Annotated in this window: 10 protein-coding genes; 1 reads left to right on the top strand and 9 read right to left on the bottom strand. The window is 36.4% G+C overall.

Features of this window, described 5'->3' with window-relative positions; translation table 11 throughout:
* Window positions 1–21 precede the first annotated feature (21 nt).
* Genes QM481_RS02480 through QM481_RS02490 form a run of 3 tightly spaced genes read right to left on the bottom strand, consistent with a single transcriptional unit; the run spans window position 22 to window position 4921 of the window.
* Window positions 22–2373, bottom strand: a complete 2352-nt coding sequence (locus QM481_RS02480; protein ID WP_283380533.1) for a GumC family protein — start codon at window positions 2371–2373, stop codon at window positions 22–24.
* 34 nt (window positions 2374–2407) lie between these two features.
* Window positions 2408–3223 carry a polysaccharide biosynthesis/export family protein gene (locus tag QM481_RS02485; protein WP_283380534.1) on the bottom strand — a complete coding sequence of 272 codons (816 nt, stop codon included), beginning with the start codon at window positions 3221–3223 and terminating at the stop codon, window positions 2408–2410.
* 42 nt (window positions 3224–3265) lie between these two features.
* The gene (locus QM481_RS02490) at window positions 3266–4921 is read right to left on the bottom strand and encodes a capsule assembly Wzi family protein (RefSeq protein ID WP_283380535.1); all 1656 of its coding nucleotides are present in this window, start codon (window positions 4919–4921) and stop codon (window positions 3266–3268) included.
* Window positions 4922–5807: 886 nt separating this feature from the next.
* On the opposite strand from QM481_RS02490, the gene QM481_RS02495 reads away from it, so the two are divergent.
* A complete protein-coding gene (locus QM481_RS02495) occupies window positions 5808–6791 on the top strand; it encodes a hypothetical protein (RefSeq protein ID WP_283380536.1) in 984 nt (327 codons plus the stop codon).
* 221 nt (window positions 6792–7012) lie between these two features.
* Here QM481_RS02495 and QM481_RS02500 read toward each other — a convergent pair whose 3' ends face one another.
* The 6 genes from QM481_RS02500 to QM481_RS02525 all read right to left on the bottom strand — a co-directional run.
* Complete coding sequence (locus QM481_RS02500; protein ID WP_283380537.1) at window positions 7013–8989, bottom strand: hypothetical protein; 1977 nt, start codon at window positions 8987–8989, stop codon at window positions 7013–7015.
* A gap of 390 nt (window positions 8990–9379) precedes the next feature.
* The gene (locus QM481_RS02505) at window positions 9380–10279 is read right to left on the bottom strand and encodes a hypothetical protein (protein WP_283380538.1); all 900 of its coding nucleotides are present in this window, start codon (window positions 10277–10279) and stop codon (window positions 9380–9382) included.
* A 496-nt stretch (window positions 10280–10775) separates the two neighbouring features.
* Window positions 10776–11732 carry a hypothetical protein gene (locus QM481_RS02510; RefSeq protein WP_283380539.1) on the bottom strand — a complete coding sequence of 319 codons (957 nt, stop codon included), beginning with the start codon at window positions 11730–11732 and terminating at the stop codon, window positions 10776–10778.
* 341 nt (window positions 11733–12073) lie between these two features.
* A complete protein-coding gene (locus tag QM481_RS02515) occupies window positions 12074–12595 on the bottom strand; it encodes a thioredoxin family protein (protein WP_283380540.1) in 522 nt (173 codons plus the stop codon).
* A 119-nt stretch (window positions 12596–12714) separates the two neighbouring features.
* A complete protein-coding gene (locus QM481_RS02520; RefSeq protein WP_283380541.1) occupies window positions 12715–13413 on the bottom strand; it encodes a hypothetical protein in 699 nt (232 codons plus the stop codon).
* A gap of 79 nt (window positions 13414–13492) precedes the next feature.
* Window positions 13493–16282, bottom strand: a 2790-nt coding sequence (locus QM481_RS02525) for a beta strand repeat-containing protein (protein ID WP_283380542.1), incomplete at its 5' end; no start/stop codon positions are given.

A 16282-nucleotide genomic window follows, 5' to 3' on the forward strand; every position in this document is an offset into this window, starting at 1 on the left:
GATTATTGGAATAATTGAGTTCTAATTGTTAGATGCATCATTGGCATAATCTCCATAGCCGTAACCATAGCCGTAACCATAACCATAACCGTAGCCGTAATATCCACCTGATTTAAAGTTAACTCCATTAAAAATAATATTCAATGATCTAATCTTCCCCTGCTTTTCTAAATCATTAACTATATTGAGCTGGCCTTTAAACGTATAATTCTGCCTAACAACGTAAATTGCTAAATCTGCATTCTCACCAATTACGATTGAATCGGTTACTAATCCAATGGGGGGAGTATCTAAAATAACATAATCAAAGGTTTCTTTCAGATATACGATTAAGTCTTTGAATTTCTGCATCGACAATAATTCAACAGGATTTGGCGGTATTGGTCCACTGCTTATGACAAACAAATTTGGATCAATATTGGTCATTTTAATAATATCTTCCCTAGACTTTGAACCAATTAGGTAGTTAGTGATACCTGAATCTCGATTAATTCCTAAATACTCAGATACTTTAGGTTTTCTTAAATCTAACTCTAAAATCACAACTTTTTTGTTTAGAATCGCCAGACTTGACGCTAAATTTAGGCTAATAAAACTTTTTCCCTCCCCAGAAGCAGAAGACGTAAATAAAATTACCTTATGCTGATTAGCTCCTCCACCCAAAAATTGTAGATTAGTACGAAGCATTCTGAACTGTTCAGAAATTATACTTTTTCCTTTCATATCTATCAGTGGAGACAATGATTCTTTAGGCTTTTGACCTATCTCTCCGAGCACTGGAACCTTGGTTAATTCCTCAATTTCCATTCTTGACATTACCTTGTTGTTTAATAAAAACAATAGATTTATAAGACCTATTGGAAGGCCAAATGCCAATAGTAATGATATTGTATATACAATACTTTTCTTAGGTTTTATGGGAGTTGTAGATACATATGGTTGATCAACTAATCGGCTATCAGACACAGTGGAAGCATAAGAAATAGCAGTTTCTTCTCTTTTTTGCAGAAGTAATAGATACAAGCTTTCTTTAATCACCTGTTGTCTTTTTATACCTACAAATTCTCTTTCTTTGTGTGGAATCTTTTTAATTGCACTCTCAATTTGCGTATTGATTGAAGATAGACTTCTTTTGGTAGCAATTATATTCCTCTTCTGATTTTGAATATTTTCTTTTAAAGCCTGTTTGGTGTGTGCTATTTGAGTTAAAATTGTCTCTTGTAAAGGGTTACTAGCATGCATTGTTTTTGCATATTTTTCTCTTTGTAATTCTAACTCTGAAAGTTTAGTTACTAGACCAATTAATACAGGGTCTGTATTAATGAACGTTGCTGGGGCAATAGTATTTGAGCTGTTATTTACATAATATTCCAGATTGTCTAGTACTTTTAACTGGATATCGACCTCGTTCATTTTAGTATCATTTTCTTTCACCTTTTCCAGGAATAAGTTGGCTTCAGCACTCAAATCAGTGATTCCTTTTTCACTTTTATAGTTTTCTACATCCTTTTCAACATTGACAAGTTCACCAGTAATTAACTTAAGCCTATCCTCTATAAATCTCAAAGTAGTTGCAGCCTCTTTATTCTTGTCTTCTAGGGAAGTTGCAACATAAGCATCTATGAGTTTTTTTAGTATTAATTTGCCCTTTTGAGGAGAGGTTTCTTCCAAAGATAAGCTTAAAACTGTACTTTTGGGGTTTGATTGACTTATTTTTAACAAGCCAAGATATCTATCGACTATGGTTTCTTTTCTATAAAAAGCCACCTTGGTAGGTTCTTGACCTTTTACATAAAATCTTGAATTAAAAAAAACCCTAAATTGACCAAAATTAGTCTTTATTGGTTGACTAAATAGAAAAGTTCCTTTTATCGAATTAGACTTATTTTCTATCCTTAAATGCTGATTATCTAGAACTTCAATTATTAACGGGTCCAAGAACGCATCTTCAGTAAGTCGTTCTGCTTGTATCCAAATTGGAGAATTTCCAAACAATTCCTCATCCCTTTTGTACTTTAGATCTCTGTAATACCCTGTTGTTAAATTTAGATCCTCAACAACCTTTTCCATTAAGGTTCTAGATTTTAATACCTCTATCTCATTTTCAACAATCTTATTTCCACCAAAAGAAGATGCCAAATCTTTTAAAACATCATTCCCAGCTCCAAGCCCTTTTTTTTCGTCTTTGATAAGTATCACAGAGGACACCTCGAAAACAGGTCTAACATACCACAAGTATGCAAGTGTACCTAATCCAATCAAGAGGAAGCTAAATAAGAATAAGTACCAATAGTGAATATATTTCCCTAAAATCTTTCTTACATCTATATTTTCTTCTGTTTCTAATTCTTTAATATTAAATGAGTTTGACATAATTATAATTGTTAATCCAAGTTGTAAAATGAATCTAATTTCTTAAGTTCAAGATTAGAATACCTAATGCAGAAACTATTCCTGTAAATATGGGAACTAGCTGATAATTTTGATCAGTGGAAGTTGCCTTTGTTTTCAATGGTTCGATATAGATTACATCATTTTGTTCAATATAGTAGTATGGGGAAGAAAGTATTTCTCTAGAAGTTAAATCTATTCTAACAAGTTCTTTTTGTCCTTTAACCTTTTCCCTAATTAAAAGAATATTATCTCGTTTTCCGAAAATGGTTAAATCTCCTGCCATTCCTAAAGCTTCAGGAATAGTCAATCTCTCTTCTAAAAGGTTAAAAACACCTGGACGATTCACTTCTCCTAATACTGAGAATTTATGATTCAGAATTCTAACATTCACAGTTGGCTCCTTCAAAAACATTTCAAGTCGTCGTTCAATTGTATCAGCTGCTACCTGTAGGGTCTTATCCTTCAAATAGACTTTACCAATTAAAGGCATAGCTACAAACCCCAAAGAATCTACATAGTATCCAATTGGTTGATTTCTCCCAACACCCGCTGAGACAGAGTAGTTCATTACCGTCAAATTATTAATATTAGGTGTGTTAAAGATAACATTCGATTCTTCACTTAAACTACTCACCATAACCGCTAAAATATCTTTAGGTTGAATTGTCTTGATAGATGGGGCAGAACCTTTCAATGAAATATATCTTGTTGTATCCCCCTGAAAATACACAATCTGTTTAGTCTGGACACAAGATGTCAAAGTAGAAATAATACCAAATATCACTAAAAGGTAAATCGTTAATAAGCGTTTAAATGAATTTGTCTTCATTAGCTTGGATCAATAATTAATTGGTGAAATAAATAGCAAAGATTAAATACCGATATTCAATGCCATACTAAATATGTTTTCTTTGTAGTTCAAACTTGGAAAATCGTCTGACTGGTGTTGTCTGCTTTTGTATGACATTCTTAAGAATATATCATGAATAATTTCGTACGAAGTTTCTACACTCCATTCACCGTACCGTTTGACCTTACCCCAGAGAAAAGGAGTAGCTCTTTCGTATTGTTGCATATACCCTGTTCCTTTGTCTCCTTTTTGTACATATTGATAAGTGGTTTTCAAATGCCAACCTCTTCTAATGCGCCAAAGTGCACTCATATATACTTGACTGGCATTTGTCCCTAACCAATGTCCCAAATTATAACTACTATTGGTATAGGTTTGTACATTAAAAAAGTTTTCGTACGCAAATGGTCTAATTTTAGAATATTCCATCGTTAATGAGATATTTCTAAAAGGGAAATCTGCCACACTCATACCTACTTGGTAGGCTGTTTGGTTACGTGTATTTGCTGAGTCTCCAGCGATTCCACCCAAGCGAATTTCATCTATAAAAAAGCTTCCGTACAAATGCGTTTTCTTCAAATGATTTCTAGAACTTACTTGAAAAAACAATTGAGAGTTAGAGGTTGTGTTGTTTTTATTCCCTCCCAAGTAATGATCTATACCAACGTAAGTTATAAGAGGAACAAAAAATACAGGGTTAAAATGACTATTACTGTAAATAACCGATTCGCCTGCCGTAATATACAAACCCTTGATAGGTCTAAATGTAAGCGCGTGCATAGCCAAGTATTTAGGACGAAACTCATAATCATTCATTCCTTTTACCGAAGTAGGTCGGATTGTAGTAGAATCTACCACATCAGAATTCAACCATCCATGTACATAACTTAAACTTAGCCATTTAACGGGTGCCAGCTCTAACCTAAAGTTTGGGTATGAAGGTGCTTTTTCGGACATAATTACTTTACCACCTTCGCCATATCCCAGTACCACAGGTGTTTTACCCATAGAGGCATGCCCCCATTTCCACTGAGCTGTCACTTGGGCATTCAAAACATTGTATTTATAAGTTCTGTTGTCCCAACGTATTCCAACACGTCCTTGCTCTGGGCTAAAATCTTTTTTATAATCTAAAGAATCTAATGGACCGCTAAGAACATAATCTCTAAAATCTACAGAAAAACCTATTGATTTACCAATGTAGCCGTAAGCCCAAATACCTTTATAGAAATTGGTAGTAGAATATCTATTAGAACTTTCTGTTTCGTAGCCAATAATTGGTTGCACGTTCATGGTAAAATTCTCATCCTGAAACGCTGCATATCTAAAGCGGTCTCCAATCTTGGACTTTAAAATACTTTTATATTCTCCTTCGAAACCAGATTTAGGATCCTTGCGCCACCATAAGGTATATTCTTTCAGATAAAAAGCTAACTCTTCTCTTTCTAAGGGAGTTAAAGCTGTGATATTTTTAGATAATTCGTCGAGCTTTTTATAGATATAATCTTTGGATAGTGGCAACGAAACATCATTTAACTCAATCACTCCTTTTTGTGCCAAACGGCTAAGGTATGGGTAAACGGTATGGTAGGTAGGCTCATAAACCACTTGTGCGTGGGTATTCCATGTGAGGGTTAAGCATAACAAAATGCCTAGAGCTTTTTTGTACCACTGCATACGTTTATTAGAGCTTTTTTATGTTAATGAATTTATGGATAGATTATATGACTTATATTACATTACTCAAACGAACGTTTGTTAAGAAGCCATAAAGTATTCGAAAGTAACCTTATAATACTTTTTGAGATTCAGGATTAAATATTGTTTTGAATAAATTTAATTTTGCAATTTGTGGAAAGGAGATGTAATTTACCCTCAAAGATACCTTGCTTTTAGGGATTTATTAATTAATCTTAGTTTAAGAAGCCAATCACTTCGATTTTTTCGGTTGTATTGTGATTAAATATTGTGCAATATTCTTGAAATAATTCAAAAAACCTAATTTTGCCTTATTAACAATATTCTATTGTATGGCTGATTATATTCAAAATAAAACATCATCAAATCAATAGATTGCTAATGCTTTATTTTGTTTTTCTTTAATCAAATTTAAGAATACACTTTTAATTTTCAACTACAACTCCTACGCATATTTATTAAACGGCAATACATTATCTACAAAAGTCTAAATAGTATTGGTAAAGTGCAAAAACGAATATTTTATATTTATTTTCTTACACTATGCTATTGAGTATTGACGTTATCAACTAAAAAAAATTTAATACCTAAGCTATTTAGAGGTACTTAGAATAAAAAAATATAGATGATTTATGGCCATCCAACTCTTTGGTTTTCTTAAAACTCTTTGCGATTTATCAAACGAAAGTACACATAAAAAGTCATACCTTTGTTAGATTATTGAGCAAATAACAGGATAAGTGATTCAACGGTAATGTAGAAGACAAGCCATATTATCTGCTTTATTAATGTTTGTGATTATATTTGAATTCATTTTGGTCGTATAGGCTCTTGCTTTTTTTTGAAGACTTTATCATTTATGTATATGTTGCCACGTACAAAGAATAGTATCTGTAAGTACATTCTGCTATTATTATTACTACCTAATATCTCGTGGGCGCAGAATAAGTTTTTTGTACCACATAATACCCTCACTTTCGGTATTGGTACAAGTAGTTATTATGGCGATTTGTCAAGTTATAGCCGTCCTGTTCAATCAACCCTCGATGAAATTCGTTGGAATGTGGGTGGTTATTATACCCATTATTTTACCAGTCGTTGGGGAGCACGTGTAGGACTACGATATGTGCGTATAGCAGGTAATGATTTTAATATGCAGGGTGTCGATGGAAAATTAGATCGTTTTGCTCGCAATCTTCATTTTAGAAATGATTTAAAGGAACTAAGTACTGTAGGAATTTATAATCTCAATCCAAGTCCACGCTACTACAGCAAACGTCAAATTTTTAGTACTTATTTGCTGGGAGGCCTTTCTATTTTTTTACATGATCCAATGGCAAAAGCACCTACAGGTGAATGGGTCAAATTACGCCCACTCAATACCGAAGGACAGGGATTGCCAGGCTATGACAGTCCTTACAAGGCATGGGCCGCTGCTGGAGTAGCTGGGGCAGGTGTACGCTTCAGACTCAATGAGCAGTGGGATCTAGGATTAGAAGGTTTATTACAATATACTTTTACTGATTATTTAGATGATATTAAAGGTAGCTACGCAAACCCTAATGATTTGGCAGTTTATGGAAGTTTGAGTGTAACAATGGCTAATCGTTCGAGAGAAGTAGTAGATGCATATACAGGAAAAAATCGTACAGGAGGTGTCCGAGAGTATGTTCTAGACAAACAACCTAATTTTGATCCTGCCCAAGATCCATTCACCTCTACTACTATGCAGAGTTATGGTCGTACAGGACAATTAAGAGGAAGTTCTCAACTCAAAGACAGCTATATGACACTAAGCATTCATTTGATTTATCATCTTCCTAATGCTGTTAGATGTCCGAGCTATTGATTTAGTGATTTAGTGATTTAGTGATTTAGTGATTTAGTGATTTAGTGATTTAGTGATTTAGTGATTTAGTGATTTAGTGATTTAGTGGATAGTTTTGATTCTCATAGTAAGTTCCTGAATTCATTTCTTTTTACGATTTTTTAGTTATGATTATACAGAAGAAGACACCATGAATCTTCTTCTGTATAATCATAACTAAAATCATATAAATTACTATCAATTTACTCTATTTTCAAATAGAAATCCTTCCTTTCTTTTTGTGCAGGATAGCATGATTTCCAATCTTTTTCTGTGATTCGACCTGTAATCCAACGATTATTAATTTTTACACGCCATTGACAATTGATTGGCTCTACACCGTAAGGTCTACAAGCAAAAATAGCAACTCTTCCTTCATTTGTATAGCCTATACGTAAAGGTAAGATATTTGGAGAGTCTTTAAAATCTATGCCTTTGTGCTTTTGCCACGTTTGTCCATTATTATAAGAAACTTCTGTATCCCACAGGGTAAAATTAAGTGTCGGTTTTAAGTCTAATAGTGAGATATTTGAATTAGCAACTTTTATTTTGGCTCCCAAATAAGTCAAAGCGCCAATCGTTCCATTGTAGGCGTCTTGATTGAGACCATCTTTGGGTCTATCCCAAATATTCCAATAATCTGCGCCAGAAAAAAAAATCATCATACCTTGCATAAATGCTAAATGACGAGGCAGAAAAGCGCCGAATCCTTGAGGGTCGTAGCCTATATAATCATTAAATAAATAGCCTCCAGAGGTATTGGGAAATGGTGGATTTCTGTCAGCGATCACTTTGGCTTGAGAACAGTATTTTCTTTGATCTAGATGTGCCCGATAGGCACCTGTTTCTACTAAATGAATTACCTTCGCCAGATTGTGACCTGTGTTCGCTTGGGTACCGAAATGATTTAAGGTTCTTAATACTCTTCCAGACTTATCCTTCAAAATAAGGTTTTGATCGTAACCATCTTCTGCATGAAAAGAAATTTCTTCGGTTTCTACAATTCTTTTATTATCAGATACACGCCATCCTTTTATTAAACCTACATCACCAGCTTCAGTCCAAATTGGATTTTGTCGAATTCCTGAGTATTCAGATCTGTCAATGGGATAACGCTCTTGCTGAAAGTTACCAAAACCAGGGAACGTATTGGAATACATAATGAGAGCATATCCTGTAATGGCATCTCCCATTCCCTTTAAAAAGGCCATGTACTTGTTCTTCGATTTATTATCTGGTCCATTCGAGATATTCATCTCTGTGTCCATTGTTTGGAACATCATTTGAGTTTTGCCTCCTACAGCATCACCCCTACCAAATGCTCCATGATAATTTAGTCCCGCTTCGTATAGCTTTTGTTCAGACTCGTTGAGAAAATATTGCTCACCTTCAGCAGAATTCCCTTTAGGTGGGTACCCAAAAAAGCCACGACGTGTAGGCTCGATAGTTGAAATAAAATCTTCATAAGAAATTTCTTTTCCTGTTGCATCTTTACAGGGAGCTTCATACTGAATATTGGGGTACCGCTCTTGACAAGGACGATATTCTGGGTGAACCAAGCTCACATATATTCCTCTTGTGCGATGGTCGATTCCTTTTTTCTGAAAAACATCAATAGGCTTATCGAAAACTACAGCAAAAGCTGGGGTAGGCATCCCTCCCATTAATGAGTCTGGTGATAAGGTGATTGGTGTTGCAGGAAACTTTTCAGGAGAATAAGTGTCTGTTTGTGTCTCGACAGGAACATTTTCGAAGAAATTAGGATAACTATCATACACTACCAGCGATTGCTGTGACAAGCTTCTTTTATCATTGATAGGACGAAATTGAAAAGGTATTTCGCTTTTTCCACTACAATTTACGCCACTAAGTCTGGCAATATAATTTCCTTCGGGTAATGTACCCAAATAGGCTCCCACTGCCGAAGTTATTGGCTTTACTGAGCCAGTCAAAAGTACTTTTCCCTCTTTCAGGATTTCCCATTTGACTTGATACGCTTCGCAGGAACCAAAGTAAATATTAACAAAATTAGAGTTATAAACTTGTTGCACTTTTAGCACTTTAAAAAAAGGCTTTCCGTCACAAGAACAGGGCTGAATAGGTTCGTTCTGCTCAAGCTTACTTTCACGATTGGCACATGCCAAAGTAGCTAAAGCAATTAGGATGATAAATTGTTTCATTGAGGAAGAATTAGGCACTTATGAGTGCTGAATTGTGAATGCAGAGTTTTGAGTATAATTTTATGATTACTAATCAGTAATGTACGAAGGATTCCAAACTATTGCTGATTTGGGATTTCTGATTTCGGAAATAAAGTAAAACTTTTATTTTTAAAAAAATATAGCAATTTACACTTCCGAAATCTAACATCCGATATCCAAAATCTGAAATTATTGAAAATCCTTCGACCCCTTACGTCCGTACAACAATCTACTTTTTCAACTCCAAAGATACTTCAAAATTCATATATGAGTTTTTGCTGGCGTCAATTGGTCAGTGAAATTCTGACCAAGGATGCAGATTATGAGCACAATCCAATAACCGATATTCTATTAACTAATAACGTCTTCCTACTTGTAAAAGATACTATTTACCTCTTCGATAGGTAATCTCAAATCGTAGAGTAAAGCCTTGATTTTTTCGTTGCGGGCGTACTCGTGATATTGTTCTATTTCAAAACCAAACAGTTGTTTGAATCGTAGAAAAAACAAAACAGGTGATAGTTTTGATTGAGCAATAATAGGTCTCAACTGATGTGGAGACATCGTTATGGTATTTCGTAAAAGCCCTTCTGCTCTGAGCAAACAATACATTTGCCAAAGATTAATCGCTTTCTGTTTCATTTTACGGCCTCTCGCTGCATTAGCAAACAAATCGTCTAACATTTTTAAAGGTGATTGGTAGGCATTGGGATAAAACACATCTATATGCGAAAGCTTAGCTTTTTCGTGAAAAGCAATTCTTTGTGGCCAATAATAGAAAAACGGCATTCTTGCTTGCACGATATTGCCAAATGGCCATTGATTTATCCAATGATCTAAAGAGTGAATATTTCGGATAGTCACTACCTTAAATTGTACAAAGGCATTCTGAGGTATCATGATGGAGAGATTCGTAAATGAACTCAAAAAAAGCACACCCTCTTTTCCCTCAGAATCTAGGGTAATATCGTGAAGACAATGATGATTCATTCGAAGTTTCATCGGCGCAAGCGACTGAAAAAATATCATCGTGAATGCTCGATGGTTTACTCGATTGGGGTGGGTCAATACGACCGAATCTGAAGTGAAAAATTTTCCTTCCCATGATTCATATTGTGTATTTTGCTGCTCATAAGTAACCTGCCCAAACATGGTATTTGTTTGGAAGGGGAAAATATTTGCTCCAACCTTACCTTGACTTTTGTGTCTTAGCAAATGGAGTAATTCAGACAAATCTGTTAGAAATGGTACATCAAACCTAGTGATCATAGCTATTGCAATGTACTCGTTCCGAGTTTTTATAAAGAAGGACTACTTAGTGTTAGTGCTGATTTATGAGTGGCGAACTGTGCATGTAAATTTTGAATTATCAATATTTTACATCGTTTCGCTTTTGGTCATCAACTATAGGCATTTGGCAAAAATATTTTCATTATTTCCCTAGGAATATATTTTAAAATTTTAGCCTACTGCATACAACTGAGTACTATTTTCATGAGATTAGTCATGATTTGTTCATTTTTAAACCTTCAACTTATACTTAACGGATTTAGTAAAGGAATAATTATTTTCATGTTGTTACTCTTACTAAAATAAGCCCCCAATTAGAAATCAGAGGCTTTATCATCGGACTTGAAGGACGCTCCGCTCGCATGGTTCATTCCTTCCTATACTTATTGTATCTATATTTTAGTAATGGACATTCTGTAGGAATGTAAAGTTGTATTTCATTATGGAATAATGTAACTGAGTTTTCTATTTTCTTTCAATAAATCTTAGGACATTGAATCCCTGGAATGAAGATATACCTCAGTTTAATTGTAAATGTTGCATACGAATCATTCCCGTCGACTGTACCTCTTGGTGAATTAACACTTGGATTTTGACTAATTGCAATACCAGTTGGGTCGTTGACAAAGGTGTTTAATTTTGTTAATCTATCTCCTCCTGTGGAGGCAGCAATACGTTCAGTTGTACGTTGAGACATGGCAATACCGATACTTTTTGTTGGCTCGGTAAAACGACTATATACTACAAGTGGTTGTGCATAAAAGCCGCTCACATCATCAATATAATCAAAGAACAACATTCTATAGTTGAGTTCTGCGATTAAATCTAAGTTTTTCGTAAGCTTTGTTTTTAAGCCTACACTAATGGGTATATTAATTCCCCAATTTTTATATTCTTTTATATCAGGATAATTAGGGCTTCCTTGTCCTTCTGTTGTCAGGGGTCTTAAATCAACCCATTCATTGCCCATCGATGTAGGTAATTTTGCCTGTGGGTTATGTAAAAAAGCTCCCACTCCTATACCAATAAATGGTTCGAAAGTAGCACGTTTTTGAGGTGTGCTGGCAATGTTAAAGGGTGTCCATCTTCCTTGTAGCGTAACTTCTTTTACGTTATTTCTAAAATGTAAATTTCTTAGAAAATCTGATAGATTATTGGAGTAGTAATCATCAGCTCCTAGGGCAACCCATGAAAGGTTTATGCTAGCTTCTAATTGGCGCGTGATTTGTCGGCTTACTCCAACGGTAGCAGTCCAGCGTAAAGCATTTGCCGTAGAATTGACAAATTGATTCATAGGTGCCAAATCACCATAGTAACTCGAAACGCCACCTCCAAACTCAATCGAGGTATATTTTTTAAAAGGTGGTCTATACTGTGTAAAGCTGGTATAGCTCAATAAAAATAGCAAGATTAGGCCAGTTGATTGCCTCATAGGTCATAATTGAATAATGAGTGAGTAATATAATACAGAGAATCATAAAGGTAAACGAATATCCCACACTGATTAGTTTTCACTATTTTCAGTTTACGATGACTTCAATGCGTTGAGATACGGTAAATGTTTTCTATAATTCTTACTTAAGTTATATTTACTCCTTTACCTACTTTAGACCTTGTTTAATTTTCAGATTTTGACATAAGAAAATTCTATTCTTAGTACTCGTGTAAAATATTTTGAATGTAAAATATTGATCGTGAAAATCACATTTATCATTTAGCACTAATACTGTATATATCTTTAATTCTCTCGAATTGAAATTTCTAATTTGGGGCTTATTTTTTCTTGGCAAAATTCGCTTGAAAATCATTCCAAGAAACAGTTTTATAAGCATTGTCTCCAAAATAATGAAGTACCATCTCTATGTTTGGAGCTTCATAATACCCTTGGAGAAAGTTAAGCATTTTGAGCTGTTCATCTACAAATACTAATGTTGGAAATTTAATAGTCCCTTTTAGTAAATGTGTTGCCATCGGGTTCATTTTGTCTTTTGACTCGTAAGTATGACCTGCAAAGGTAACAGGGCTAGCATCAAAAGCATCTAATAAAACGGGGTAATAATTCTGGTTAATATAAGTTGCAATGGCTGGTATTTTCAAAACTTTCTCTTCAAAATCATGACAATAATGACAATCCTTTGAATATACTTTCCACAAAATCTTTTTAGGACTTTTGGTATATAGTTTATCCATTTGTTCTACGGTCAACCATTTTACTTGTGTTTTTTGTTGTGAAAAACCTTTGGTATTAATGACTAAAAGAAGAATCAATAAGAGATATGAGCTGATGCCTTTCATGTACAACTTGGGATATTTTTTGATAGCCTATCAGATTGTGTAGTTCTGAACCAGAATAAACATTTTGCAGAAGTTTTGATTTGTTAACTTTAAGTAAGGTATATTTTCAAAACTGAACGCTATTTGACTAGCTTCATCACTGTCATTGGCATACAAATCACTGGGGCACATTCGGCTACACATACTACATAAGGTAACGGAATAGGTTCGCACAAGTCACTTGTTGTGACGAGTTTAATATTGCTACCTACTAACAAATTGGGCTTTGTTCCAATCCCACAAGCTACATACACATTATATACATCGTTTGTTAAACCAGAGAATGTTGTTGAAGATTGAATAGATTGAATTACTCCTCTCCCATTGGTTAATACATATTGAGGATTTACTCCTGCTGAAATAGGTACTGTAATACTATTGGTAGTGGTATTACAATCACAAATTGACATATCTACCGCAGTACTTTTCCAACAGTGATCAACATTGTTTAGGTTCAAACCTACCTCTACCACTGGGGCATTTGCTTGTGAATTGTCCCATGTAATAGCCACAGCCTTGTAACTTCCAACTGCTACATTATCAATGGTGGTGGCATTTAATGCCGATTTGTACTTAATAATATTTCCTCCATCAACCAGCACAATATAAGTTACAATATTCGTTCCTTGGCTCTGTCCTGTCAAGTTCAATGTGATTGTTCCTGGCTTAAAATTACAGCCTAAATTTTGTCCAAGTGAGACAGCACTTGTTACAGCTACAAATAAGATTATTTGTAAAGCTCTTACTGTGACAAAATATTTCTGTATTAAATTTTTCATAAGATTATTTTTAGCAAATTTTCTAGCCAACTCAAAGTAAAGAAAAAAGGGGAAGTCTAAGCTTCCCCTTAGACTTTGTTTAGAATCCAAGCACCCCTGGATTAATATCTGTTGGACAGTTCACTGTTGTGGTTGTCTCATTTGAGGTTTTTGGTGTTCCTCCATTTGAGCTTACCACTGCTGTGTTCTTGAACACACCACTGAAGTTAGCCTTCACATTGATGCTCAAGCCTACACTCTGACCTGCTGGAATCTGCGTTGAGCCATTGTTGGTACAAGTCACCACCTGACCTACTGCACTACAAGTAAAGCCGCCTGTACTTGGTCCACTCACAAATTGTAAGCCAATCGGTAAGTTATCTGTTACTGTTATTGTACCAGTCGTAGCTCCCGTTCCGCCATTGGCAATATTGAAACTATAAGCAAAGTTCGTGCCTACTGTCGCTACCACTGGAGCACTCTTCGTGATTGTTAAGTTTGCCTGCGGTAAAGCATTGATGGTCGTCGGTACTTCGTTCGATGGTTTAGGGGTCGTTACTGGATCTCCACCTCCTGTTACATAAGCCGTGTTCTTCACTGGTAAGCCCGAAGCTGGTGCTGTCGTTGGATTTACCGTCAAGACTATCGTACTACTACCATTCGCTGCTATCGAAGTTGTTGTTGTACAAGTCACTGCTTGACCTGATGCGCTACAAGTCCAACCTGATCCACTGAAGGTCACATAACTCAACTCACTTGGTAAGTTATCCGTTACTGTTATCGTACCTGTACTTGCTGCTAATCCTGTGTTGTTTACCGTCAAAGTATAGTTGAAATTCGTACCTACCGTCGCTACACTTGGTCCAGTTTTCACTACCACCAAGTTTGGTGTTGGTGGGTTCGAAATCACCGTCGTTACACTATTGGACGTTTCAGTGCTAATGTCTCCACCACCTACTACACTACCTACGTTGGTGTAAGTTCCTGCTTGCGTTGGTTTCACTGTCAAACTCATCGAGCTGCTGCCACTCACTGCTATCACTCCACTATTTGTACAAGTTACCAATTGTCCTGAAGCACTACAGCTCCAACCATTGCCACCACCACTCACAAACTGTAAACCATTTGGTAGATTATCTGTCACGGTAATTACTCCTGCAGTTGATGCCGTTCCTGAGTTATTCACCACCAAAGTATAATCATAGTTCGTATTCACAATTCCTGTTACTGGACCTGACTTGCTAATCAACAAGTTTGGTTTAGGTGCTGGGGTGATATCTGTCGTTACTGGGTTCGATGGTTTTGGTGTCGTACTTGGATCTCCACCTCCGATCACACTTGCCGTATTAACTACTGATGATCCACTCGCTGCATCCAATGCCTTCACTGTTAAGGTTAATACATTGCTACCATTCACCGCTACAACATTGCTCGTCATACACGTCACCGTTTGACCTGCTGCACTACAACTCCAACCTGTTCCACTGAAGCCTACATATTGTAAGTTCGTCGCCAAAACATCCGTTACCGTTATCGTACCACTCGTCGCTGCATTTCCGGTGTTGTTTACCGTCAAGGTATAGTTGTAGTTCGTGCCTACTGTCGCCGTTACTGGACCTGACTTCACAATCGAAATACTTGGTTTCGGTGTTGGGTTAATCGTTGTCGTTACTGGATTTGATGGTTTTGGTGTCGTACTTGGGTCTCCACCACCACTCACATAAGCTGTGTTGATGGCTGGTGAGCTCGCCGCACTTACTGCCTGTACTGTCAAGATGATGTTTGAGTTGGCATTCACAATGATGGATGCACTACTCGTACAAGTCACCAACTGACCACTCGCACTACAACTCCAAACGCTACCCGCACTACTTGAGCCTACAAAGGCTATGCCTGTTGGTAAATTGTCTGTTACGGTGATTAATCCACTGGTACCTGCTGTACCATTATTACTTACCGTTAAAGTATAATCAAAGTTACTACCCACGGTTACTGACGATGGTCCTGCTTTAGCTATCACTAGATTTGGTTTAGCTGGTTCATTAATCACTGTCGTTACTGGATTCGATGGTCGTTTGGCTACGATGTCTCCACCACCACTTACCCAAGCTTTGTTCACGACGGTACCCGTCACCGAACTTACCACTGTCAAGTTCAATGAGCTACTACCACCTGCGGCGATACCTGTCGTAGTTGTACAACTTACCAACACTCTACCACCTGCTAGCGTACTACTGCTACAACTCCAACCTGAGCCTGAGCCTGATACAAAACTCAATCCCGTAGCCAAGGTATCACTCACCACGGTTGTTCCAAAGGTACTTGTCGTTCCGCTATTGCTTACTGTTAAGGTATAGTTATAGTTGGTACCTTTCTCTGCTACACTTGGTCCTGATTTAACAATCGCTAATTCTGGTACACATACCACATAGCCTACTGCATTGGTGATGTCTACACAACTTCCACTAACACCATTGATGGTTCCTCCTACTGTTAGCCCTGATACACTTCCTGTGTAACTTACGCCATACACATTGTAGACTCCATTGCCATTGTCACTGAAACTTGGACTATTCGAGATAGAGAGTATTCTTCCTTTTCCATCTGTCAAAACATATACGTTAGTCTGTCCTGGTAAATTCGTCTTCCCTGTTTGACCAACCGTGAACACGCCTGTTGCATTGTTACAATCACATATCGAGATAGGGACGGCTACTGTTTTGCTACATGAACTCACAAGGTTGATATCACCTCCTACTGTTAAATTCGGAGAAACGCTATTGGTATACGTCACCGCCACGGCTTGGTAAGTATTAGCACTTACATTCGCTATACTCATCACATTCACGGGTGACACATATTGGATTATACCTGACGAATTCGTCAATAC

Origin of the sequence: Flectobacillus rivi (genome assembly GCF_030056655.1) — a bacterium.
In the GTDB taxonomy this organism is placed as follows: Bacteria; Bacteroidota; Bacteroidia; order Cytophagales; family Spirosomataceae; genus Flectobacillus; species Flectobacillus rivi.

Coding starts and splice junctions, on each gene's coding strand:
- QM481_RS02480 (WP_283380533.1), bottom strand. CDS start 2,373: ATGTCAAACTCATTTAATATTAAAGAATTAGAAACAGAAGAAAATATA.
- QM481_RS02485 (WP_283380534.1), bottom strand. CDS start 3,223: ATGAAGACAAATTCATTTAAACGCTTATTAACGATTTACCTTTTAGTG.
- QM481_RS02490 (WP_283380535.1), bottom strand. CDS start 4,921: ATGCAGTGGTACAAAAAAGCTCTAGGCATTTTGTTATGCTTAACCCTC.
- QM481_RS02495 (WP_283380536.1), top strand. CDS start 5,808: ATGTTGCCACGTACAAAGAATAGTATCTGTAAGTACATTCTGCTATTA.
- QM481_RS02500 (WP_283380537.1), bottom strand. CDS start 8,989: ATGAAACAATTTATCATCCTAATTGCTTTAGCTACTTTGGCATGTGCC.
- QM481_RS02505 (WP_283380538.1), bottom strand. CDS start 10,279: ATGATCACTAGGTTTGATGTACCATTTCTAACAGATTTGTCTGAATTA.
- QM481_RS02510 (WP_283380539.1), bottom strand. CDS start 11,732: ATGAGGCAATCAACTGGCCTAATCTTGCTATTTTTATTGAGCTATACC.
- QM481_RS02515 (WP_283380540.1), bottom strand. CDS start 12,595: ATGAAAGGCATCAGCTCATATCTCTTATTGATTCTTCTTTTAGTCATT.
- QM481_RS02520 (WP_283380541.1), bottom strand. CDS start 13,413: ATGAAAAATTTAATACAGAAATATTTTGTCACAGTAAGAGCTTTACAA.